This is a genomic window from Nonlabens arenilitoris, assembly GCF_002954765.1.
In the GTDB taxonomy this organism is placed as follows: domain Bacteria; phylum Bacteroidota; class Bacteroidia; order Flavobacteriales; family Flavobacteriaceae; genus Nonlabens; species Nonlabens arenilitoris.
Genome location: NZ_MTPW01000001.1, coordinates 318,962 through 345,110, shown reverse-complemented (window position 1 = coordinate 345,110; position 26,149 = coordinate 318,962). Strand labels below are relative to the sequence as shown.

The following is a 26,149-nucleotide window of genomic DNA, read 5'->3' as shown; positions in this document are numbered from 1 at the left end:
CATTAAGATTTATTATATTAAAAAAGCAGATTCATTTGAGTCTGCTTTTTTTTGCGGATATTTTTTATTAATCTATTTGTTAAATTAAAAAAGGCAGGAAAAATTTCCTGCCTTCTTTTAAAAAATGGTCTCCCCAATTAATAGTAGAACCTAATAATCACCACCTTCTAATTTGTAACCGTAATGTTTATGATGTGTTATACATCAAGTCATTACTATTTAGTTATAATAACCAGTCCTGCTTATAGGGATAGACAGTGTCTTTTAAAATTAAATTTTAGCAAGACCACGACTGGTTTATTATTCTTATTTAAATGTTTAACAAACACTATTCAATAGTTGTTTCATTGTACTGTTCCTCTTGGGTGAATTTTGTTACCCAACAAATTCACTTTTTTTATTTTTTTATTTTTCTTCATTACTGTTGGTTTTAATCGTAAAGAAGGCAGCTAAAAATCTACTGCCTTCTATACAGAAACCATTCATTTCTTGAAATGAAGTCTTCTTTATTTTATGATTAATTTCTCGACTATTTTTGTTTTTGAAGATTCAAAGCTGATGAGGTACATCCCTTTTTCTAGAATGTTTCTACTATCCCATAACATTTTATAAATAGAACCTTCATAAGTGGGAATATCTATAGTGTCTACGACATTACCATTTAGATTATAAATAATGATTTTTTGTAGTTTATTGATGTCAGATTCAAATTTTAAGGATGTCAGGCCATCACTAGGATTAGGCAATACTTCTGTTGTTCCTAGATTTCGGTTTTTTGGACTTATACCTACACCACGACAAGTTTGACATGTTTTAGCAGTCCATCTAGGCTCTCTAATATCTGGACAAATAGTACCTACACGATAACTTATACAATAAGCTGTTGTCGGTATTAATATTTGTAAACTTGTTCCTGTAACATTTACTCTATTAGTTATAGGTCTTTGATTACTCGGGCAACAATCTGGGTCGTTATATGTATATTCTACCACATAGTCATTAAATGACGGCGAGCCTGTCCATGAGATAATACCTCTTTCACAATTAAAATTTGTACTAGTAGGTGCTGCACACAGTGGTTGAATGATTGTATTACATGATACACATTCTTTAGTAGTCCATTTAGGTAATCTAGAGTCTGCACATCTAGTTCCTATAGAATAGCTGAAACAGCCAGATCTATTGATAGGAATGTTAAGAGTAGTTGTGTTAGGTCCTACTTCAAAACGCTGGCTAGTCGGTAAAATGGTTGATCTAGGACAACAGTCAGGATCATTATAATTTACTTCAATTACATAACCTAATGCACCTGGGACAGCTGCCCATTCTAGCATGTTAGTTTTACAACTATATTCATGTTTTTCTGTGGCAGTACAATTAACTGTTGTAGTGTCAAAAAAGTCACAATCTATTTCTCCTGCGAGACTAGAACTGCCACGATTAGCACAATTTCTACAAATATCTTGAACAAAACATACCTCTCCACAATCAGTTTGGACTTTGTGAAGCACAAAATAATAAACACCATCGCTTATGGAGCTATAACTGTAGTTAATACCGGTTTGTGAATCTACTAATGTATAAGGGCCACCAGTAGCGTTAGGGCTAGAATATAATTTCCAACTATGAGTGATACCAGGATGGCCGTTGTATGGATTGATTACATTAGTAGTTATGGTTCCATTAAAATCAACACCTACTTGAAAATCACCCGATAGATTGCTAGTTTGACCTGGACCGTCTGCCCAAAACTGCAAGGCAAGACAACAGTCTTGATTAGAGCGATAATCCAACTCTTCGCCACGTCTACTTCCATTATTATAATACAATACTTTACTTTCACAAATGTCAGCACAATCGTTAGACTTCAAAATATGGATTACAGTATAATATAGGCCTGGTTGTGCGTTAGTTATTAAATTAATTGTTGCTGGACCATTATCTTGAATGCTATAAACTGGTGTATAGGGTCCACCTGAACTATTAGGACTGGATAGCACATACCATTCATGCGTAGGGATAAACGCGCTATAGTCTGTAAAACTTGAAATAGCTAGTAAACCACTGGTATCTATAAAAGCGTTAAAAGAAGCATCAGTCGGACAACAGTCTGGATTTTCAAAAATATAATCATTGTTTTGACCTGGATTAGTTTGTGAATCTGTCGCTGGTTGTGTACCTGACCCAATATTAAAAATAACATTTGCTTGAAAGTCATAACCACCATATTGTCCTATCATATCTGCGCTATTGACATTGAAACAAAAAATTCCTGCTCCATTAGTCGATGTTGTTAAGGTGTTTACTACAGTTCCATTTTGTAGTATGTCTAGTTCTATTGAATTAATAGATCCTGTTGTACCATTAAGATTAGGCAATGTATATGTGCCACATACTTGCAATGGGGTACTCTGACATGGGTCCATGGGCGTAAGTTGAATAGAACCTTGACCATTACCGTTACAACTTACGGCACATATATCATCGATATAAGCATATCCAAAGTGAGCAGTTTGCCCACAATCAGAAACAATAAATTCTAAAGTTATTACATCACCAGCCTTACCATTAACAGTTAATGAACCGCAAGTCCAGTCTTGCCACACTACTTGATTAGTAGCGCAGCCAGGATAGTCTGCAAAGCTGTTTATAAAGGGATTTACTGAAGGGTCTGGATTTGAGACTATACAAAAGCGGTCTAGTGTATTATTACTAGCGTCTAATGCTCTAGCCATGAAAAAAGGATTTTCATTAGGATGATTAGGGTAGTCTGCGACTAGGGCATAGCTAAAGTTAATTTCTTGAACGCCATCATCCTGTAGTGTAATGGACTTGATTAATTTATTAATACCACCATTGGGATTACCGGTACTGGTATTACAAATTAATGGTGCATTAACACGCACAGCGTGATTACCATTATTTACCATTTGTAAAGAACCACCACCATAAGCTACAATGGGATCTAGGCCTACATTAGTAATATTAAAATGATTTGCATTACCGAAAGCTTCTGGATTAAAAATGATATTTGAAGCACCTATTAAAGGTATTGCATCACATTCTCCCAAATTATAGATACCGCTTTCACCAGCTAGTGAAGTATCAAAAACTCCAGATTCAAAATCACCGTTAGTACAAACAGGTGCTGCGATGGCTTTAAAAAGTGAGGAGGCTTTGGGATTATTTGCAAAATAGAGACTGCGTAAATAATCTTTTTTATAGATGGTCAATATTTCACTAAAGGGAATCGATGCTAGTTCTTCTATGGTATGCTCATCTGCATTTCTAAGCTTTTCAATGTAATTATAAAGGTGCTTTTCGGGCACGACGTCATCCATGTTTTCTTGAATAAATGCAGCTATCTTTTCCTCAACTTTAAGTTGTGCCTGATAGCGTTCTTTTTCATTTAACTCTTGCGCATTTAAAAACGCACTGCTACCCATACATAGTATGAGTACTATTGCATATAGTTTTTTCATGATAATTGAATTGGTTAGTTCCTACTCTGTTAAATGGGTTTTCAGAAAGTCTCCCAGAATGCATTCAACATATTGTTCTTTAATACAATTCTTTGTTACCCAGATTGGGTAGTTTGCTGTTAAAAACTAGATGAGTGGTAATAATATCTTTAAAGTAATTGTTGTTACGCTTTCGCGAAAGCGTTATAAGTAGGAAATAACTTAAGGCATGATTAAGCCTTACGATTTTTAAAAAATAGGACGCTCAATAGAGTAAGTATCATGACTAGGGCTCCAATTATCCAATAAACGAAGTTGTAATTATTAAGAGCAATCGGTTGATTATCTCCCATAGATTTTAAAGATGCCCAATAGTAAGGTGATACGTCTGAAAGACTATGTTCTTTAATATATTTAAGTTTTGCACGATGTAGCGCTGTCGACACGCCATTTTTCTCTTCAATGTTTTTATAGAAATCTTCAACAATGTAAGAGGTGGACTTATCACTGGTTTTCCATAAAGAGGCGACCACTGCTTGCGAGCCAGTATAAAAAAAACCTCTTGCAAGAGTTAAAGTTCCTTCTCCTTGAATAATTTCTCCTATTGAAGTATCACAGGCACTTAAGAAAACTAATTGAGCATTGTTTTCTAGCGAATAAAGTTCTTTAATACCTAGCTTACTATCATGAAAGCCTATAAACGGGTCTTCTCCAGAACTAGCATGAGTGGCTAGATGAATAATTTTGTAATCATCTATAAGACTTTTAAAGTTGTTTTTTGTAGCGATATGATTAATGTAATTATCACCTTCAATATACTTATTGATAGAATTAATTTCTGCGTTGGTATTGTAGAGTTTAGGTAAGCCTATAAGGTCAAAGGTAGTAGGAGAGAAGGTGATCAGATTTTTGCTAGCCTTACGATTAATAGCGGCATTACTTTTTGAAAAAGATAGTGAATAGGCATAGTTTATTTGACAATCTTTAATGAGATAATTATGCTTTTCAATATCTGTAATTAGAGCATCAAATGGGATGTTTTGTAATTGACCATCGGCAATTATTGTAATTTTTTTGGATTTTAATTTTGATTGGATTTCTATTGGGAAAAGTCTTTTATAGATCGAATTTGCCTTTATCGCATATTGATTGATGTCCTCTTTAGTAGAGAAGGGTTTAGACAGAAGTTGTAAATATTGTGAAATTTCACGGTTTAAATCATCTGCATGTTCTAATTCAAAAACTTGAGCATCTTCAGGCGTTATTACTAGACACATTAGATGATTTTTACACTTGACTTCTTCATTCCACACGTATGAAATGATCATTTCGTCATTTTTTAATCCGTTTTGTACTTCAGATAGGCTAGTTAGTTGGTTCAAGTAAGTTTTAGTTAAACCATCAGTATAATGATTTGCAATAGAATCATCGTATTTTTTAATCTCAAGTCTTTGATTAAGTATGGCTTTATTATAAAATTTTATGGAGTTTGAGTCCTTCTTTTCTTCAAGTTTTCTTTCATACTCTATCAATCTATTATTTAAAAACTTTTTCCTGTTCTTAATGGATTCTGGTATATCAAAGGAATTTTGAATGATATTTTCTGTGAGCAATACTGCTTTATTTTTCTCGCTATAAACAAATGCAAGTTGAGTTTTATCTAAAATGTAAGAACAATAAACGGCATAGTGATAAACTTTAGATGCTTCTTTACGCCAGTATAGTTTTGAACTTTGTTCACTATTTGAATTTTGAATATAGTCAATGAGAGAGTCTGCTGTTTGTAGATTTTTAAAAGCTTTTATCGCATAAGATTTCTTTTTTGAATCTTCATATTGCAGTAAAAGAACTTCTGCTTTTTTAGATAATGAGTTTATCACACCTATAGGATCTATAGCATCTTTAAAATGAACAAGGCTAGGGTTTTTTAAATCAATATTTTTATTCCTGAAATTCACCTGAATGGCTTTATTTAGAAATATTAATGAGCTTTCAGAATTGCCGTTTTGTAATTCAAAATCTGATATATTTTTAAATACACGATCTTTAGAATCTGTAGATAAAGAATAGTCTAAGCTCTTGTTTAGATAATACTTTGCGCTATCACTACCTTGTTTTATATAGAGATTACCTAGGTTTCCATAACCTATCCCTATAGAAGTGGAATCTTCTTTTTCAATAGAATGATTAAGCAGTTTTTGATAATATAATTTGGCTTGATTAAAATTATATGATTTTTCATTATTGTAGTAATTAGCCAGGTTATTATATAGAATAGATAATCTACGGTCGTTGAGCGGGTTTTTTTTGTTGATTTCTAAAACCTTATTCAAAGTTTTAAGTTCTTTGTCTTGAGAATCTACAGTGTTTAAAGTGTGATAAACTCTAGATAAATTTAAATACTGAGAAGCAAGAAACCCTGAAGCATTATAATTTTCTAGATCAGAAATGGCTTTTAAGTAATAAATTTCTGCCTGATAATAATCTCCTAGTTTATAATGACAATCACCTAATTTACCGTAAGATTGAATTGTTTTATAGGAATTAGGTTCTACTGAAATTACTTTACTATAGTGCTGTATGGCAACTTCAATTTGCGCAGTGAGCTCATAAAAATACGCTAGTTGATAGATAGCTTTAGTGTATTTTTCATTCCATATTTGATGCTCTTCAAAAGAGTTAACTTCTAGTTGAGCATATTTAATAGCCGCTTCATGGTCTCTTAATCTGAAGTATTTAACTGAAAAATCATGAGACATTTCAGTATACTGTAAATAGTCTGTAGTGTTTCTTAATACACTGTCTAGTTGAGGCTGTAGGGCTTCAATTCCTTTGTTTTTTTCTAGCTTATCAAATAGCTCATAATAAGTTTGGCTACTAGTAGAATTGCATGCGCAAACTACTAATAGCCAAAATATAATAGAGGTTAAACTAGATTTCAAAACAACAGATTATGAAATCTAATTTAAGCATTAATTATTAAAATGGTTCAAAACTTGCTATATCTATAACGGTTTCATCTTCTATCCATAGAACAGGATCAGTTGATTCAGCTTCAGTTTGTTGAAATGATACTTCCCAAATCTCGCCACTATGAATGTTTTCATCAATTGAAAAAGAATGTAACTTAATAAATGGATGAGAGTATGTAAGTTCTTCTCTCAAGTGGATTTTTTGATCCTTGGTAGCAGTTGTTTCCCAACTTACATAGAGTTGTGATTTAACGGTGTTGCTTTTTAACGTAAGTTCATTGTTTTGTATATTCAAGTCATCTTCTTCCAGAGAATTAACACTACATGACGTAATAGTTAATGAGATCATCGAACAAAAAAGCAGTTTTAAAAATAAATTTTTCATAAAAGTAGGGTTTTATTATTTAGGATGTTACCCTACTGTTACCTAGAGTCGATTTTTGTTACCCTTAAAAATTAACTCTTTATGAATTACTTATATATTTGCTCAAATGGCAGATGATTTAAAATACCTAAGAGCCTTGCTAACGAGTGACTCTGCTGTGATTTCAGAGCTCTATCAAGACACCTTGCCTAAGGTGAAAAAATTTGTGATTCAAAATAAAGGTTCAGTTCAGGATGCCGAGGATATCTTTCAAAAAGCACTAGTGCAAATAGCAGTTAGATACAAAAAAAATCCATTTTCAATTAATTCTAGTTTTAAGGCCTTTTTATTCACCGCTTGTAAAAATTTGTGGAGAAGAGAATTAAATAAATCTTCACATTGGGTAACAAATGATATAGAGGAGGAACAGTTCTATATAAAAAATGAAGATGCACATGTTTTATTAGAACAAGAACGATTAGAATTATTTCAAGCAGCGTTGGACCTTAGTTCAGATAACTGTAAATCAATTCTTGAAATGTTTTTTAATGATGTGTCCTATGCCGAGATGGTAAAAGATCTCGCATATAGTTCTGAAACGGTCGCAAGACAGCGTGTCTTTAAATGCAAAAAGAAACTTATAGAGCTTATAAAAAGTAGCCCTAGATTTAATGCCTTGAAAGAATTATGATTACGCCAGACGACATTTTATTAGAAAAGTATTTCAAAAACTCTTTAACTGAAGAGGATCATCTTCAATTTAAAATTAGAAAACAGGATTCAAAATTTGTTGAAAAATTAATTTTAGAGAAACAATTACATGATACCTTTAACGATGCAGGATGGAGCTTTGCAAATAATGTAGATAAATCTGTAATTAAGGAATATCAAGATTTATTTAATGATGATGATATTGTTAAACTCAAAGCAACCTTAAAGAATATTGATCACGCAGGTGAACCTCTTAAATCTAGGTATGATTTTAGATGGAAACATTTGATATATGCAGCCGCAGCATCTGTAGTTATTATAATTAGCGTCTCGCAATTTAATGGGATCAACTCAAGTCCAGAGCATGTATATGCTACTTACTTGGATAAAAATCAATTGACTTACTCAATCGTGAGAGATGGAGAAAACCAAGGCTCCTTAGATGAAGCGACCGCATTGTTTATAGATGAAAAATATAGTGAGGCAATGCCTATTATAGAAAACTCTATAAATACATCACAACAAAATCTTCCGACTTTTTATCTTTTAAAAGGTATCTCTTTAATGGAAATGGGGTCATACGATGAGGCTCTTACAACTTATAATCAATTAATCTCTAGTAACTTTTTAGATGCTGAAAAAGGATACTGGTATAAAGGGTTATTGTATCTCAAAAAAGGAGATGAGGCTAATGCACTGATAATTTTTAATAAAATCGAAAAAGAAAATTTATACAATGCTAGTAAAGCAACTGAGATTATCGAGTTGCTTAAATAAATCGTTCCTAGAGTTTAATTTTTAAACGAACACTACAACGGTTATTGATTAAATGGATTAATATTCTGCTATCTTAGCAAACTGAATATCTTCCATTGAATATCACTATTGAAAAATACCACCCAAAAAACGCCATTGCTTGGAATGCCTTTATTAGGCAATCCTGCAATGGTACTTTTTTATTAGATAGAAATTTTATGGATTATCATCAAGATCGTTTTAAAGACGCTAGCTTGATGATTTATCAAGATGCTATTCTAGTAGCATGTGTGCCTGGCAATAGTGTCGGTGAACAGTTCTACAGTCATCTAGGATTAACTTATGGAGGGATTTTTATGAAATCTGATATTTCAAAAGAATTCATGAAAAGGATCTTAACAGAGCTTATTTTTTATCTTAAATTTAACTACCTCGCAGTCCAATTCAGATGGCAACCACAGATATATAATCAACATCATGTTGACACGTTAGATTATTTCAATTTTCTGGATTTTAATACTTTTCAATCATTAAATAACTTACATGTTGATTTAAAGGCAGACATAAATATTTCTTCTAAAAAGACGAGAGGCTATCGTAATGGGAAATTTGAAAAGATGAGGTTAGAGGTTAATAATGATTTCAAAACATTCTTTGATAAAATTTTAATACCACAATTAAGTGCTCGACATCAAGCAAGTCCAGTTCATACTATTGCCGAAATAGAATTACTCTCATCTAGATTTCCGGATCAGATCAAACAATTCATGGTGTTTGAGGAGAAGGAGCCGCTAGCTGGTGTTATCTTCTTTAAAAAAGGACAAATAATAAAATCACAATATGCTGCAGCCACAATTGAAGGGATGAATAAGAGCGCATTGGACTATTTATATATCGAGGCGACTAAAGATTTTAAAGATCAAAATTGTTATTTTATTGACTATGGTCATGTCAATGAGAATGATGGTACTATCAATCGAGGATTGCAACGATTTAAGGAAGAATTAGGAGCAATTAACCAACCAGTTTATAGGTCACAATGGAACAAAGTTTAATTATGAAATATAGTAAGCGCTCTGTACATTTTGCATGGATATCAATAGTATTATTATCCACATTCTTAATCCTATCTCAGTTAGATCGTAATGCAAGTTCACAATTTGATATGCTTATTGCATATTTGATAACTTTTCAATACATGAGCATTTTAATAGGTTTTACCTGTGCCATTCTAAGTTTAAAAGAAGAAAAAACTAAAAACCAAAAATTAGCATTCTGGATCAATATACTGTTATTCTTAGGTTTAGCTGTTTTTTTATATTTACTTATTTTACTCGCATTACTTAAGATGATATAGATATATACTTTCTTATATATAGTAGCGTTTTAATACAACCATCCATAAATAAATTGAAAATTCCTTACCTACCATTACGTGAGCTCAATGCTCGTTTTAACCTTAAAGATCAGCAATCTTTTGAAGATGTATATGACTCTGGTAGATATATAGGAGGACCATTTGTAGAACGTTTTGAACATCAATTTGCAAATTATTGTGGTGTTGATAATGTGGTGAGTACAGGAAATGGATTAGATGCTCTAACTGTAATCCTTCTGGCCGAAAAAGAATTAGGCAACCTACCTCAAAACGCAAAAATTTTATTACCTGCTCATACCTACATAGCAACGTTTTTGAGCATCATTCACGCTGGTATGCAGCCGGTTCCTGTAGATGTTACAGACATTCTTTTAACTGTTAATGATTTACAAGCGCAAATCCATAAGGTAGATGCAATTATAACTGTAGATTTATATGGTAAACTAGTAGATGATGAGGTATACGCTTTCGCGGAAGCGCAACAAAAACCAGTCTACTGCGATAGTGCACAATCCCATGGCGCCATTAATGTTAATGGGAAACGATCTGGAAGCATAGCAAGAGCAAGCGCATTTTCTTTTTACCCTACCAAAAACTTAGGAGCCTTAGGTGATGGTGGTGCTATTACCACTAATGATCATCTACTGGCAGCTATGTCTCGTAAGTTAGCAAATTATGGTCGTGATAATAGATTTCAAAACTCTGTGAAAGGTGTGAATAGTAGATTAGATCCTTTACAAGCTGCTTTTTTAAGTAATAGATTAACGTCACTTGATCAAGATAATAAGCAACGTTTTACGGTTGCTCAATTTTATTTTAATCACATTAAAAATGATCATGTCGTGTTAGCTAATGATGGGTTTTTAATGCATAATTCATGGCATGTGTTTCCAGTTTTTGTGGCAGACAGAGAACATTTTCAAAGTTACTTGTCTAACCATGGAATTGAAACTAACGTTCACTATCCCGTACCGCCACATCAACAAGAAGCTTTTAAAGAACTAAATGATTTAAGTTTCCCACACACTGAAAAATTACATAATACAGAAGTAAGTTTACCGTGCCATCCATTGATGACTTCGCTAGAGATGGAATATATAGTTAAGGTTGTAAATAATTATTAATGAGATCTCTCATAGGTTTTTTTACAAAAAATGTTTTACTTAAAGTAGCTAGTTTTAATGGTGTTTATATTCTTATTAAAATAGCTATTGGTGCAATAATGTCACGCATTATAGCAGACTATGCTGGTGCTGCTGGTATGGCTATAATGGGTAATTTGCGCAATTTTACTCAAGGGATACAGACATTTGCCGTTTTAGGTTTTGAGCATGGACTGGTATCCTATGCAGCAGCTTATCGCAAAGATTATAATCAATTAAAAAAGCACTACAAAACAGCATGGTTGCTATCTATTCTTTCTAGTTCATTTCTGTCTGTTATAATTTTTTTTACAGCACCGTGGTTAGATAATTATTTAATTGCTGCAGATGTACCATTTGTAAATGTTTTTAGATTATTTGCTTTATCATTACCTTTTTATGTAGTTTTTGTATTCATAACCTCGATGTTACAAGGTTTTGAAGTATTTAAAAAATACATAACACTACAAGTGGTTATTAGTTTACTGATCTTTTTAATATCAGCTTATTTAATTTACAACTATAACCTTACAGGTGCTTTATATGGAATTGTATTAGTGCCTTTTATACAATGCTGTATAGGACTTATATTTCTTAAGAAAGGAATCAATCAGCAAGTATCATTTTTTGAGATTGTAGGTTTTAAATGGGATGCCACTATAGCAAAAAAGTTTTTTTCTTACAGTGTAATGGCGTTAGTCAGTGCATTTTTATTACCAGTAGTGGCAATATTAGTTCGTAATGAAGTACGTGTAGAAGTAGGTGATGTTGAGGCTGGCTGGTGGGAAGGAGTAATAAGAATATCTAACTATTATATACTTTTTGCAACTAGTCTTATAAGCATGTATGTATTGCCGAAGCTGAGTAAAAATGCAAGCGCAGTACATTTTAAATCTACAGTTATACATTTTTATAAAACCATTTTACCATTCTTAATTATAGGATTGATTGCAGTATATTTTTCTAAAGATATCATTATTCAATATATGTTCAATGAAGAGTTTGAGGGAATGAAACCTTTATTTAAATGGCAATTGTTAGGTGATTTCATAAAAATAGTGACTACAGTTCTAGCCTTTCAATTCATTGCGCGCAATGACATAAAAAAATATCTAATTGCTGAAGCTGTAAGTGTTTTAAGCTTTTATGCTTTTAGTATGATTCTATTACCTCGATATGGTGTGGAAGGTATCGTTATTGCCCATGTGGCAAACTATATGGTTTATCTATTTATAGTACTGTTATTACTTAAAAAAGAATTATTTAGTTCTGCTTCCTAGGATCTATCCTCATTACATCCTTTACGATCGTGTCTGTTTTGCGCAATTCGATGTTGTGCTCTTTTTTAGTTACTACCGCTATATAGGTATGGGTGGTATCTTTTCCTGTTAATGGTATTAAAGTAATGAGCGCTTTTTTAGTTTTGGCAGGTATAGTTTCTATCATTGGTCGATCTGCACTACGACGAAAACCCGTACTATTGACCTTAAAAAATAAATCTAAATCATTATCAGTAACATTCTCTGCATAATAGATGATTTTCTTATGACCTTTTTCAACAGTTATATGAATACCTTCTGGTTGTTGTTGTAAAGGGATTGATATGGTAAATAAAAATAAGGCTGTAAATAATTTAAATACGTTCATCTTCTTGTTTTATTGCAACTTGATATTTGCTAAAAATTGTTTTTATTAAATTCTTTTGCAAATTCCATGCCTTGACATAGGTAGCCGCTATCTTTGTAAAAATAATAAAGTTTAAATACATGAGTATTGTAGAAGTACGCTTTTGCGAAAGTGTAATTCTAGAAAACTCTCTGACTTTTAAAATACATCTCATGCAACTTAATTTACGTAGACCTATTTGTTTTTTTGATCTTGAAACAACCGGCGTTAATATTTCGAAAGATCGAATAGTTGAAATAGCTATACATAAAGTATTGCCAGATGGTACCGAAAAAACATATACCTATCGCGTCAATCCTACCGTACCCATTCCAGCAGCGACAACTGCCGTGCACGGTATTACAGATGATATGGTAAAGGATGAGCCTACTTTTAAAGAACTAGCACACGAGATACATAATATTATTAAAGACTCTGATCTTGCCGGCTTTAACTCAAATCGTTTTGACATTCCATTACTGGCAGAAGAAATGTTGCGTGCTGGTGTTGATTTTGATATGGGTAATCGTAATGCAATTGATGTACAAAATATTTTTCATAAAATGGAGCAACGCACACTAGTTGCAGCCTATAAATTTTATTGCGATAAAGATTTAACAGATGCGCATAGTGCTGAGGCAGATACCATCGCTACTTATGAAGTTCTTAAAGGACAGTTAGATCGTTATCCAGATCTTGATAATGATATGAATTCTTTGGCAGAGTTTTCAACACGTCGCAAGCCTGTTGATTTTGCTGGTATGCTTGCCTTTAACGATCAAGGAGAAGAGTGTTTCAACTTTGGAAAACATAAAGGTAAAAGCGTAGTTGATGTGTTAGAAAAGGAACCTGGTTACTACAGCTGGATTCAAAATGCAGATTTTCCTTTGTATACAAAGAAAGTACTTACTGCCATTAAGTTGAGAGGCTTTAATAAATAGTAATGTAAAGGTCTTTTTTTTGTTTAATAAATCCTTAGGTATTGGTTTAAAGTGTTTTACAGTAAAGGAGAGAAAATGCTGTTGCTTGTATGTTGAGTTATTTTAGTTACATTTGAGAAAACTGTGACTATTGAAATCATTACATCTTTTTTTGTTATTTGCTTTAATATTTTTATGTGGTCGTGCTCAACAATTACCACCTTTAAATAATTATGAACCATCGCAATATCGCGCTGGGAATCAAAACTGGATGTTGTCTGAGTCTGATAACCATTTTATTTATATAGCTAATAATAAAGGTTTACTAGAATATAATGGAGCCCAATGGAGTCTTTATAAGACGCCAAATGAAAGTATTATGAGATCTGTTCAAGTTTCTGGAGATCGCATTTATACGGGATGTTATATGGATTTCGGTTATTGGCAAAGAGATCACCGCGGCATTTTAAATTATACATCGATAATAGAATCATCCACTATAGATGTAAAAGAAGATGAGCAATTCTGGAATATTATAGTTAATGATGATTATGTGCTGTTTCAATCGTTGTCACATATTTATTCGTATGATGTGGTTAGCGGAAAAGTAATACTACTGGTATCTAATGAAAGTATCAATAAATTTTTTAAGGTAGGCGATAGTTATTATTATCATGTATTAGGGGAAGGATTATTTACAATATCAAACAAGCGACCTCTATCTGTTAGTGAGAGTACTTTCTTTAAAGAGGAAACTATTATACTATTATTTGAACATGCCTCAGATGTCTATTTTATTACTGAAAAAGCATTTTTATATAAATTAGATAATGGGAAACCCATTTTTGTTGCAAAATCTGATTTAAATTATGATCTAACTGTATATAATGCTCAGTATTTAAGTGATGGTAGCTTAATGCTTGGTACAATATCAAATGGTGTTGTCTCCATGAATCTTGATGGTACTACAAATTATGTCATTAATCAAAGTGATGGTTTAATAAATAATACTTGCCTAGCCATATTTGAAGATTCAAATAAGAACGTTTGGTTAGGTTTAGACAATGGTATTAGCTGTGTTAATGTTGATTCTGCCTATGGTATATTTCATGATCGTGACGGTAAATTAGGTACCGTTTACGCATCTTATAAATTAGAGAACATACTCTATGTGGGGACCAATCAAGGTCTGTTTTATAAAAGAGAAGATAAAACTGAGTTTACATTTATAGAAGGAACACAAGGACAGGTATGGTCTTTAACAAATATTAATGGACAATTGTATTGTAATCATCATGCCGGTATATTCCTAGTAGACGATTTTGAAGCTAAGCGCATTCCTGGAACCATAGGTACATGGCAGACTCATAAAATAGTTGATGATTCTAATTTATTATTAGCAGGCACTTACAATGGATTGTATTTTTTAAGTCAAAATGGTAATTCTTGGACGGTTAGAAACAAAGTGAAAGGTTTTAATATCAGCTCTAAAGATGTCGTTGTTGACAAAAACCGCGATATTTATGTAAATCATGAATATAAAGGAGTGTTTAAACTTTCTTTAAATGATTCTTTGAATGGGATTGAGCAAATTGATACAATTGATATATTAGGAAAAGGTATAGGGTCTGACATGATCATGTTTAAGGATAATATTATTTATGCTAAGCGTGATGCTGTGTATACCAAACCGTTTGATAAAGAAACTTTTTCTGTCAATGAAGAGTTAAGTGAGCTTGTTAGTCAGGAAATTTATACATCGGGTACTCTTGTAGAGAGTAATGACTTCTTGTGGCTTTTTAATAAAGATTATATTTCTAGAATAAGCATTGAAGATATTGATGGTACATATGCTGTTGAGAAAGTTTTTTTAAGTAAGGAGTTGCGAAATGAAAAAGTTGGTTATGAAAATTTAAGTGCCTTAAGTACTCATGATTATTTATTAGGTTCATCTTATGGTTACACAACTATTAAACTAAATAAAAAAGCAGTCACAAATAATAAAGTATATATTAATGCTGTTAAGTCGTTTCAGGATGGTATACCTGTATTGTTTAGTTTAAAAGAGGCTCCTTTAATTCCTTATAAAAATAATTTTTAAAAATTAATTATAGTGCACCATCTTATAGTTCTTTAAATACTGTCATGTATCAATATAGAGTATTAGAACTGAATGAATCATGGAGTAATTGGGTTAAGGATACCTCTGTAGAATTAAAAAACTTATCATATGGTGATTATACTTTTGAAGTTAGGTCTAGGGTAAATGAAACAATTTCTTCAAACATTGATAACTATTCATTTACGATAGCAAGACCTTATTACTTGACAAATCTTGCAATTGCAATTTATATAGTTTTATTGATTTTATTAGTCATAGCCTTAAATGGATTTTACATTTGGTATTTTAAAAGACAAAAAGAAAGAGCTCTTCTCAAACAACAAAAAGAACTGGAATTAAAAAACCTTACTAATGAGAAGAATTTAATAGAATTGCGTAATGCAAAATTACGTAGTGACATTGAGCATAGAAATAAAGAACTGGCCATTTCTACAATGGCAATGATAAAAAAGAACGAAACCCTTAATGAGTTAAAGGAAGAATTAAATAATCTTCCCAAAACTGTAGAGTCAAAGTCTTTAAAAAAGATGCTCGATAAGAACCTAAATAGTAAACAAGATTGGCTAACCTTTGAAGAAGCTTTTAATAACGCTGATAAAGATTTTTTCAAAAAAATAAAGGAATTGCATCCGTCGTTGACTTCTGGAGATTTAAGACTTTGTGTTTATCTTAGATTAAATCTATCATCTAAAGAAATTGCTCCTTTATTAAATATTTCTCCTCGAAGTGTTGAGATAAAGCGATATCGTTTGCGTAAAAAACTAGATTTGTCTCGTGAAGATAGTCTTACTAGTTATATTGTTGAGATATAAATATTAGATTCTTTACAGCTAAATAACTCAACATTAACTTTACATTATTTAGTTGACACAATCCCAGTAGTATTTTTTACAATGTAAAGTACTGTTTATAAGTGTATTGCATCTATTTTGTTATCGCGTAGAACTTAATGCTAGTTTTTCTCATTCTGTATGCTTTTTGTTGTGGTAGCTTTTTTTTTATCTGAAATAACAAGGATATTTTTAACTCATATAAATTTTAAGTTTTCTAGTTTGATTTATGTAGCGAAATCGATTTCTATAAACTTTTAAATGATTTAATATGAAGAATATCTGTTTAAGTATAATGTGGCTGTTTTGTGGATTAGTTGCGTTTGCTCAGAACCCACAAATTTCATTAAAATATAATGAAGCCGGTCATGTACTTTTAGTAGACAATGAACCCTTTATCATTAACGGTATGAACTGGGACTACTTCCCAATAGGTACCAATTTTAATTATAGTCTTTGGAATCAATCAGATGATGTTATTAAAGCGGCATTAGATGCTGAGATGGGATTACTTCAAAATATGGGTGTTAATACCATTAGGCAATATACTGGTGTGCCTCCTAAATGGATAACATATATATATGATAATTATGGTATCTATACTATGTTAAATCATTCTTTTGGTAGATATGGTTTGAATGTCAATGGATCTTGGGTTGCAAATACTGAGTATGGTGATGATGCAACTAGAAAATTATTACTTCAAGAAGCTACTGATATGGTTTCTTCTTATAAAGACACACGAGGAATCTTAATTTTTCTATTAGGAAATGAAAATAACTATGGATTATTTTGGGATGGTGCAGAAACAGAAGATATACCAGTTGAAGACAGGAAGTCTACAAAGCGAGCTAGGGCAATGTATCAAATATTTAATGAAGCAGTAGTTAAGATGAAGTCTATAGATAGCAATCACCCGATGGCAATTTGTAATGGTGATTTATTATTTATCGACATCATTGCTGAAGAATGTAAAGACATCGATATCCTTGGAACCAACATGTATAGAGGTAAAACTTTTACTGATGCTTTTAAAACGGTTAAAGAGAAACTCAATAAACCCTTAATGTTTACCGAGTTTGGTGCAGATGCTTTCAATGTGATTGAAAATCAGGAAGACCAAAAATCTCAAGCTTATTACATGTTGAATAACTGGAAAGATATTTATAAAAATGTCGCTGGCATGGAATCGAACGGTAATGCTATAGGAGGATTCACATTCCAATTTAGTGACGGATGGTGGAAGTTTGGACAGACTAAGAATCTTGATGTACACGACAATAATGCATCGTGGTCAAACGGAGGATATGATCTTGATCTAGTGCCTGGAGAGAATAATATGAATGAGGAATGGTTTGGTATTTGCGCTAAAGGACCTACAAATCCTCGTGGACTTTACACATTATATCCTCGAGCAGCTTACTACACGCTTAAAGAGGTGCATAAGTTAGATCCTTACGGGTCTAATATTGATTTGAATTTTGTAGATAACTATTTTAAGAATATTAATCTAATGGACGCCGTACTAAGAGCGCGCGGTGATAAAGCCGCAATGAGCGGTGGTGGTAACAGTGAAAAAATACGTATAAGTAATTTAAGTGCAAAATTTACAACGTTTAGTACGGGTGGTTCTTTGATTACAACACCAGAAGTAGCTGACCCGAATTCTGATGCTGTTCCTGATGAACAAGGTTTTGATCACATGCAGTCCTATTTTATTGGAGTTGAAGGAAATCCTGCTGCAAATATGAGAGCAGAGGTTAATGTCAATATATTAGGTAATGTTGCTGAGAATCCTATTAATGAAATCTTTTATGAGAATAGAGGCAGACAAATAACTGTTGACTCGCAAGATGGTGCAATTGACCTTATTGATCAAAATAGAGTTCAAATTTATAATGCAAGTTATGAATGGAATGCAAAAGATTTTGATGCAAGAGGTTTTTATAGAACAGGACATTATCATTGGGGTTATGAAGGAGACTTTTTCGGGCTTTATCCAGAGGCAAATTATGGACCTAATTTAGATATATACAATGGAGAGACTCTTGGGATGGAAGTGGATGGAAAAAGAGCACTTAAAGGTTTTAAAGCAGCTTTTGGTCCTCAACTTTGGTGGGGTGCAAATCCTGCTATACTTTTAAAATATAGTCGTCAAGTTGGTAAATATAATATAACAGGTATCTACCACGAGGATCTTGATAATTTAGGTGGAGCAGTAAGTTCTATCGCTATTCCACAGCCTAAGACGAGAAGAGTAACGTTTCATGCCGCTCGTAAATTTGGAGATATTGGTCTAGAAGTAGGTGGTATTTGGGGTGGATCACCGCTTAATGGACGAGAGTTTCAAGTAGCTGAAGGTACATCTGGGAATTATACGGTATTAACTGACAAGATTCAAGATTCTGATAATTTTGGTGGTAAGATCAAAATGACTTACCAAAGTGGTAGAGTGAATGCATATGCACAAGCTGGAGCATTTGGCTTAGTTGCTAGTAACGGAGGTGATTATACACAAACGTTTACCGGATGGAGATTAAAAGAATCTGGAGGAGGAAATCAGACTAACATCTTAGCTGGTTTCACTTACTCTGTTGGTGACTTCCAAATAGCACCTAACTTTTTATGGCAAAAACCAATAGTAGGTCCTATGCCTAACGATGTTGGAGCTCCTGGAAGACTTAGAAATATAATTCAAGATCCTTTTTCTGTAAGAAGCAACAGAGAAACTACAGCAGGTGAAATCTTATTGAGTTATGACCCAACTCCAGCAACATGGATGTATGAATGGGATAATGATAGGTCTGAAGATGCAAAATTTGCTATGAATATCGGTTTTGTTTATCGCAAGCATCCAACAGCGCAAGATGCAGCCATTGGATTTTCTGACACACGAGATTTCTTGATTTTTCCTAACTCTGCACCTGCAGAAGATTTGTGGGAAGCACATTCAAGAGTTGTCTCTAAGTTAACACCAGAATTAGGTTTAATTGCAAACATGTATTACGGTACCGCGCAAGCAAATGGTAGTGATGAAAGATTAATTAAACGTGGTGGTGGTGATGTTAGGTTCATTTATAAAAAAGTAAAAGTTACAGGAGCAGTAAAAGTTAATGATTGGGGTCCTTTTGATTATCATAGAGATTTTAATCTTACTTATCCGTTGCAAATGTCTTTAGATATCTCTACAACTCTTGGTAAGCCAGATTGGTTTATCCTGCCAGATACCAGAATTGGTATCATGGGAACTTGGAGATCTCTTAATGAATTTTCACCTAGATATAGCCCTAATCAAGCAGAACCTTTTGCTAATCAACCAATCATAAGCCCAGTTGGATTCCCTAATGGATCTGAATGGGAAATAAGAACCTATGTTCATATTAATATAGGTAAATAAAAAGATAATAGAAATGAAAAATTCAAACATTAATTTTTTAAAAGTTTCTTTTTTACTAGCGGTATTCTTATTAACCGTTAGTTGTGAAAGAGATTTGTCAGACGATGTTGTTGCTGCAACATTTCCTAAAACAGGAGAAATTTTTATCGATACACCGATTGGATTGGGAAGTGATTTTTATTTCCCATATGCAGATTCAAAGTTTACCGCTTTTTCTGTTGACAACTCTGAAGGATATCAAAGTGCCGCATCTATAAGAATAGATGTACCTAACGATAATGATCCGGAAGGTGCTTATGCAGGTGGTATTTTTAGAATAGATGGTGCTGGACGCGATTTAACAGAATACGACGCTTTAACATTCTGGGCAAAAGCATCGCAAGGTGTTATGATTGGTGAAATAGGTTTTGGAGAGGATTTTTTAGAAAATAGATTTGTTGCAACTAGAACTAATGTGAGTATTGGAACTAATTGGACTAAATATATCGTACCTATTCCAGATCCTTCAAAATTAACTCAAGAACGTGGTATGTTAAGATATGCTGCAGGAACTCAGGGAACTGGTGGTTCTGGATATACCTTATGGATTGATGAACTTAAATTTGAAAAGTTAGGTACTATAGCTCAACCTAGGCCTTCCATTGTAAACGGACAAGACGTTATTGTAAGCTCTTTTACTGGCGTAACAACTCCTGTAACCGATTTAATACAAACGTTCAATGTAGCTTCTGCTGGCGATATATCAGTAGTGGCAGCACCTGCTTATTTTGAGTTCAACTCTTCAGATACTAATGTTGCTACCGTTGATGCTACTGGTATTATAAGTGTAATCACATCAGGTTCTAGTGAGATTACAGCTTCTCTAGGTGGTAATGATGCGGCTGGTTCCATAACAATTAATTCCTTAGGTAATTTTATTCTAGCACCTACACCTACAAGAAGCCCTGCTAATGTGATTTCAATTTTTAGCGATACTTATACTAATGTTCCTGTAGATTTTTATAATGGCTTTTGGGAACCATTTCAAACTACTTTATCGGCTGATTTTGTAGTTAATGGTGATAACATTTTAAACTATACAAACTTCAATTTTGTGGGGAATCAATTTGCAAACCCAACAGTTGATGCTACTGAAAAGTCCAACTTACATTTAAATATGTACATACCAGGTAGTGTTCCAGCAGGTCTCGATTTCTTAATATCTATAGTTGATTTTGGTCCTGATCAGGTTGATGGTGGTGGAGATGATACACGCCAACAAGTATTTTTTAATAGCTCTGATTTTACTGCAGATACTTGGGCAACACTTGAAATTCCAATTACTCTTACTCAAAGAAATAACATCGGACTTATTATATACGAGACCGTTAATTTTTCTGTGCTACCTAACTTTTATTTGGATAACATCTATTTCTATGGAGAACCTACATCACCTACCACTGCGGCGGCAATTCCATCAGATGCCGCATCTAATGTGATTTCAATCTACAGTGATGCCTATACAGATGTAGCCGTGGACACGTTTAGAACGCCATGGTCATCAACACCTACGGTACTCACTGATGAAGTAGTTGCAGGTGATAATATAAAGAAATATACTTCATTAGGATTTGCTGGTATTGAAACTATTTCAAGTACGGTAGACGCCAGTGCCATGACACATTTAAGAATAGACACTTGGTCTGCAAACTATTCTTCCTTTGCTATTAAATTGGTTGACTTAGGAGCAGATAATACGATAGGTACACCAGATGATTCTGAACATGAGATTACCATTTCTAATCCAGCAACAGGACAATGGGTAAGCCATGATATACCACTGACAGATTTTACCGGATTGTTAAATACTTCAAATATAGGTCAGTATATAATAGTTGCTCAGCCTTTTGAAAGTGCAGATGTTTATATCGATAATTTATACTTCCGTAATTAATAGGAGAAAGAAAAGAATTATGAAATTAAATAAAAATCACACCATGTATAAATTATCTGTTCTATCCATAGCTGTAAGTTTTATACTATTAGGTAATAGCTGTTCTACAGATGAAAAGCAAACTGTAACTACGTTAAAAAACTTAGTCCTTTCAGATGAGTTTGATGTAGATGGAGCTCCAGACCCAACTTTATGGGGATTTGATATCGGTAATGGTGCAGACCAAGGTATACCAGGATGGGGAAATAACGAATTACAATATTATACCGATCGTACAGAAAACGTAAGCGTTGAAAATGGTATGCTAAAAATAACAGCCCTTCAAGAAAATTTTCAAGGTGCTGGATTTACATCTGCTAGAATGTTAACCAAAGGAAAGTATCAAAGAAAATTTGGTCGTTTTGAAGCTAGAATTAAACTACCATGGGGACAAGGTATCTGGCCTGCCTTTTGGATGTTAGGTGATGATGCAAACGGGGCGCAAACATGGCCTCAAATTGGGGAAATTGATATCATGGAATACCGTGGTCAGGATCCTACAATTGTATTGGGTAGTGTACATGGACCAGGCTATTCTGGTGGTAGTGCGGTTACTAAATCCTATGACCTCGTAAATGATCGATTTGATACAGACTTTCACATTTTCGGAATAGAATGGGGACCAGATTACATTAATTATTATGTCGATGATGTGCTGTACAATCAGATTACTCCAGATGATGTGAATGGAGAATGGGTTTTTAATGATAACGACTTCTACATTATTATGAATCTTGCAGTAGGTGGTTCTTTTGTAGGTGCCCCAAATCAACAAACCGTTTTTCCTCAAACTATGTACGTGGATTATATACGCATCTACGAGTAAATAATATCATGTTGAATTAAGATTTTGCATGACGCTTTCGCGAAAGCGGAATCATCAACAGCATCTTGGATTTTAATCAATTTCAAATTCTAATAGCAGTTTTACTATAATTTAAAATAATGACCAATAAAGATATATATCTAGGAAATCTAAAAGCCACTTCTCAATATAATGAAGTAAAAGGAGAGTTAGTCGATTTTCAAAATGAGAAATATTATAAAATAAGTAATCATGATGCGATGCGTCCATTTTTTATGAGCATTGTGAGCGATTCAAATCACTGGATGTTTATCTCTAGTAATGGTGGCCTTACTGCAGGTCGTAAAAACAGTGACGCTGCATTATTCCCATACTATACTGATGATAAAATTACAGAATCTAATGATATAACAGGAAGTAAAACGATTATCAGACTTCATAAAGAAAATCGTGACTTACTATGGGAACCTTTCTCAAATAGATATACTGGGATTTATAAAACCTCTCGTAATTTATACAAAAATGTATATGGTAATAAGTTGGTTTTTGAAGAGATCAACCATGATTTGAACTTAACGTATAGATATTCATGGAACTCAAGTGATATCTATGGTTTTGTGAGAAAGTCTGAAATCATTAATGGTAGTTCAGATGAAGTAAAAATGACCGTTCTAGATGGATTACAAAACTTACTACCTGCAACAGTAGGAGAAGATTTGCAAAAAGCTTCTAGCAATCTAGTTGATGCTTATAAACGTACTGAACTTAAGGAAGGAACAGGGATAGGCATTATAGCGCTTAGTGCAGTAATTGTAGATAAAGCAGAACCTAGTGAGGCACTTAAGGCAAATATTGTATGGTCTTTAAATGTAGATAATCCTACTTATTTATTATCCAGTCTTCAATTAGATAGTTTTAGAAAAGGTTACAATGTTCTTGGAGAGACTGATATAAAGGCAGAGAAAGGCGCTTATTTCACAGTTTCAGAAATGGAAGTTGCTGGAAACAGTAGTAAGGAATGGTATTACATGGCAGACGTCAATAAGAATATCGTATCTATCAATGATATTTCAAAACAGATTGAGACAGATGCAGATCTTATCAACAAGATTAAAGAAAACATAGAATTAGGTTCGCAAAAACTTATCAATCTTATAGCAGCGTCAGACGGATTGCAATTAACTGCAGATCCATTGATTAATAACCGACACTTTGCAAACACGATGTTTAATATCATGCGAGGTGGAATTTTTGATAATAACTACGTTATTGAAAAAGATGATTTTGAAGAATATTTAAAAGCAGCAAATAGAGAGGTTTATAATGATTGTATAGACTTGCTTAATGAGCTACCAGATACATTTAATCACAATCTTATAACAAAGATTGCTTATTCAAGTAATCATGCAGATTTTAAAAGATTAATTATAGAGTATCTGCCACTTAAATTTAGTAGGAGACATGGCGATCCTAGTCGACCATGGAATAAGTTTTCAATCAATACACGTAGTGAAGTGGATGGGTCAAAAATCTTAGACTATGAAGGTAACTGGCGTGATATTTTCCAGAATTGGGAAGCACTAGCACATTCCTATCCAGAGTTTATAGATGGAATGATTCATAAGTTCCTAAATGCAACTACGTTTGATGGTTATAACCCATATCGAGTTACTAAAGGTGGATTTGATTGGGAAGTTATAGAAGAAGATGATCCATGGTCTTATATAGGATATTGGGGTGATCACCAGATCATTTATCTACTTAAATTCTTAGAGTTTATTAAAGATTACTATCCTGGTAAGTTGGATAGCTTCTTAAATGAAGATCTATTTGTATATGCAAACGTTCCTTATAAAATTAAGGAGTACGCAGATATCTTAGAGAATCCTAAAGACACCATAGACTTTGATTATCGTTTGCAAGAAGTCATAGAAGAAAGAAGAGAAGAAATAGGAGCAGATGGTGCGTTATTAAGAGACACATCAGGTCATGTTTATAGAGTAAATCTAGTTGAAAAATTACTAGCAACGGTTCTTGCTAAAGTTTCTAATCTTATCCCTGAAGCTGGTATATGGTTAAACACTCAACGTCCAGAATGGAACGATGCAAATAATGCGCTGGTAGGAAATGGAGTTTCCATGGTAACATTATATTACCTAAGACGTTTCTTAAAATACTTTAATGACTTCATTAAAAATGCTGATTTTGAAACTACTGCAGTTTCTCAGGAGCTAGAAGTATTTTTTGCAGGTGTAAGCAAGACCTTAAAGGATCATCAAGGATTACTTGATGGCGCTATGAATGATACTCAACGTAGAGCTGTTCTAGATGGTGTTTCTCAACCAGCAAGTAACTATAGATCTGGAATTTATAACAACAACTTCTCAGGCGATAAAAAAGAAATTTCTAAAAGTAATTTATTAGAGTTTATAGAAATCACTTTAAAATACTTAGACCACAGCATAGACGCAAATAAACGTGCAGACGGTATGTATCATGCCTATAATCTTATGACTGTAGAAGATAATGGAGACGTAAGTGTTTCTTACTTATCTGAAATGTTAGAAGGTCAGGTAGCGGTATTAAGTTCTGGTTACTTAAACTCTAAACAGGCACTTGAGGTAATGGATGGATTAAAATCCAGCGCATTATTTAGAGAAGACCAGTACAGCTATATCCTATATCCTAATAAAGATTTACCTGGATTTGAGGAGAAGAATATAATACCTCAAGAGTTGGTTGCAAAGTCACAATTACTGCAGCAACTTCTTAAAAACGGTAATCAGCAAATAGTAGTCCAAGATAATACTGGAGACTATCACTTCAATGCTAACTTTAATAACATTAACAGTCTTAAAAAGGCACTGAAGAATTTATCTAATGGCGATTACAAAGATTTAGTCTTAAAAGAACAAAGACAACTAGAGAAAACTTTTGAAGCGGTTTTTAATCATAAAGCCTTTACCGGTAGGTCGGGTACATTCTTCGGTTATGAAGGATTAGGTTCTATATACTGGCATATGGTTTCTAAACTATTGCTTGCAGTACAAGAGTGCTGTTTAAAAGCAGTTAATGAAGGAGCTAACGATAAGATTATCGGGAAAATGTTTGATCACTATTTTGAGATTCAAGCAGGAATAGGTGCTCATAAATCACCTGAACTTTATGGTGCCGTACCTACAGATCCATATTCACATACGCCAGGTACAAAAGGTGCCCAACAACCAGGAATGACTGGGCAGGTTAAGGAAGATATTTTAAGCCGTTTTGGCGAGTTAGGTCTTGTGGTTACTGATGGTATTCTTTCCTTTAAACCTAGCATGCTACGAAAATCAGAGTTTTTAGATTATGCTCAAGACTTTTATTATGTAGATGTACATCAAAAAAAGCAAATTTTAAAAGTTAATACAGGATCACTGGCATTTACATATTGTCAGGTGCCTATAATCTATACCCAAAGCATTGCTGAAAACATCCTTGTGATGTTTAATGATGGTCATGAAGTAACTTTTGATGGCCTTAGTCTAGATAGAGTTACAAGTGAAATGTTATTTAAGCGTAGACATAAAATTAAATGGATAAAAGTAAACCTGAATAAGTAAATCAGTGTTGTTGATCTGTTATCGCTTTCGCAAAAGCGTATCATCACAACAT

General features: G+C 33.3%; 17 protein-coding genes. 13 read left to right on the top strand and 4 right to left on the bottom strand.

Annotated elements, in window-relative coordinates:
- Positions 1 to 506: 506 nt before the first annotated feature.
- The 3 genes from BST92_RS01465 to BST92_RS01455 form a co-directional block, all read right to left on the bottom strand.
- Complete coding sequence (locus tag BST92_RS01465; protein WP_105069863.1) at positions 507 to 3,482, bottom strand: T9SS type A sorting domain-containing protein; 2,976 nt, start codon at positions 3,480 to 3,482, stop codon at positions 507 to 509.
- Between the two features lie 212 nt (positions 3,483 to 3,694).
- A complete protein-coding gene (locus BST92_RS01460) occupies positions 3,695 to 6,403 on the bottom strand; it encodes a CHAT domain-containing protein (RefSeq protein ID WP_105069862.1) in 2,709 nt (902 codons plus the stop codon).
- A gap of 37 nt (positions 6,404 to 6,440) precedes the next feature.
- A complete protein-coding gene (locus tag BST92_RS01455) occupies positions 6,441 to 6,782 on the bottom strand; it encodes a hypothetical protein (protein ID WP_105069861.1) in 342 nt (113 codons plus the stop codon).
- 142 nt (positions 6,783 to 6,924) lie between these two features.
- Between BST92_RS01455 and BST92_RS01450 the strand changes: the two genes are divergently transcribed.
- From BST92_RS01450 to BST92_RS01425, 6 genes are all read left to right on the top strand, one after another.
- Positions 6,925 to 7,488 carry an RNA polymerase sigma factor gene (locus tag BST92_RS01450; RefSeq protein WP_105069860.1) on the top strand — a complete coding sequence of 188 codons (564 nt, stop codon included), beginning with the start codon at positions 6,925 to 6,927 and terminating at the stop codon, positions 7,486 to 7,488.
- Positions 7,485 to 8,285 carry a tetratricopeptide repeat protein gene (locus BST92_RS01445; RefSeq protein WP_105069859.1) on the top strand — a complete coding sequence of 267 codons (801 nt, stop codon included), beginning with the start codon at positions 7,485 to 7,487 and terminating at the stop codon, positions 8,283 to 8,285. Before BST92_RS01450 ends, BST92_RS01445 begins: the two co-directional genes overlap by 4 nt.
- Before the next feature lie 95 nt (positions 8,286 to 8,380).
- The gene (locus BST92_RS01440) at positions 8,381 to 9,319 is read left to right on the top strand and encodes a GNAT family protein (protein ID WP_105069858.1); all 939 of its coding nucleotides are present in this window, start codon (positions 8,381 to 8,383) and stop codon (positions 9,317 to 9,319) included.
- A gap of 2 nt (positions 9,320 to 9,321) precedes the next feature.
- Positions 9,322 to 9,621: a hypothetical protein gene (locus BST92_RS01435; RefSeq protein WP_146105079.1), complete on the top strand. Its 300-nt coding sequence runs from the start codon at positions 9,322 to 9,324 to the stop codon at positions 9,619 to 9,621.
- 53 nt (positions 9,622 to 9,674) lie between these two features.
- Entirely contained in the window at positions 9,675 to 10,766 is a 1,092-nt protein-coding gene (locus BST92_RS01430) for a DegT/DnrJ/EryC1/StrS family aminotransferase (protein ID WP_105069856.1), read from the top strand.
- Complete coding sequence (locus tag BST92_RS01425; protein WP_105069855.1) at positions 10,766 to 12,064, top strand: O-antigen translocase; 1,299 nt, start codon at positions 10,766 to 10,768, stop codon at positions 12,062 to 12,064. Before BST92_RS01430 ends, BST92_RS01425 begins: the two co-directional genes overlap by 1 nt.
- Here the strand turns inward: BST92_RS01425 and BST92_RS01420 are convergent.
- Complete coding sequence (locus tag BST92_RS01420; protein WP_105069854.1) at positions 12,048 to 12,431, bottom strand: hypothetical protein; 384 nt, start codon at positions 12,429 to 12,431, stop codon at positions 12,048 to 12,050. The two genes, BST92_RS01425 and BST92_RS01420, sit on opposite strands and share 17 nt — an antisense overlap.
- 191 nt (positions 12,432 to 12,622) lie before the next feature.
- On the opposite strand from BST92_RS01420, the gene BST92_RS01415 reads away from it, so the two are divergent.
- The 7 genes from BST92_RS01415 to BST92_RS01385 all read left to right on the top strand — a co-directional run bounded on the left by BST92_RS01415 (position 12,623) and on the right by BST92_RS01385 (position 26,097).
- Positions 12,623 to 13,390, top strand: coding sequence for a 3'-5' exonuclease (locus BST92_RS01415; RefSeq protein WP_105072164.1), 768 nt, complete (start codon positions 12,623 to 12,625; stop codon positions 13,388 to 13,390).
- A gap of 130 nt (positions 13,391 to 13,520) precedes the next feature.
- Positions 13,521 to 15,470 carry a ligand-binding sensor domain-containing protein gene (locus tag BST92_RS01410; protein WP_146105078.1) on the top strand — a complete coding sequence of 650 codons (1,950 nt, stop codon included), beginning with the start codon at positions 13,521 to 13,523 and terminating at the stop codon, positions 15,468 to 15,470.
- 2 nt (positions 15,471 to 15,472) lie between these two features.
- Positions 15,473 to 16,303, top strand: a complete 831-nt coding sequence (locus BST92_RS01405) for a triple tyrosine motif-containing protein (protein WP_281257031.1) — start codon at positions 15,473 to 15,475, stop codon at positions 16,301 to 16,303.
- A 289-nt stretch (positions 16,304 to 16,592) separates the two neighbouring features.
- Positions 16,593 to 19,718, top strand: coding sequence for a glycoside hydrolase family 2 TIM barrel-domain containing protein (locus BST92_RS01400; protein ID WP_105069851.1), 3,126 nt, complete (start codon positions 16,593 to 16,595; stop codon positions 19,716 to 19,718).
- A gap of 13 nt (positions 19,719 to 19,731) precedes the next feature.
- On the top strand, positions 19,732 to 21,651 hold the full coding sequence (locus BST92_RS01395) for a glycosyl hydrolase family 16 (protein WP_211292411.1): 1,920 nt from the start codon (positions 19,732 to 19,734) through the stop codon (positions 21,649 to 21,651).
- Positions 21,617 to 22,516 carry a glycoside hydrolase family 16 protein gene (locus tag BST92_RS01390; RefSeq protein ID WP_146105077.1) on the top strand — a complete coding sequence of 300 codons (900 nt, stop codon included), beginning with the start codon at positions 21,617 to 21,619 and terminating at the stop codon, positions 22,514 to 22,516. The genes BST92_RS01395 and BST92_RS01390 overlap by 35 nt, the downstream gene beginning before the upstream one ends.
- Positions 22,517 to 22,635: 119 nt before the next feature.
- Positions 22,636 to 26,097 carry a hypothetical protein gene (locus BST92_RS01385; protein ID WP_105069850.1) on the top strand — a complete coding sequence of 1,154 codons (3,462 nt, stop codon included), beginning with the start codon at positions 22,636 to 22,638 and terminating at the stop codon, positions 26,095 to 26,097.
- The last annotated feature ends 52 nt before the right edge of the window (positions 26,098 to 26,149 follow it).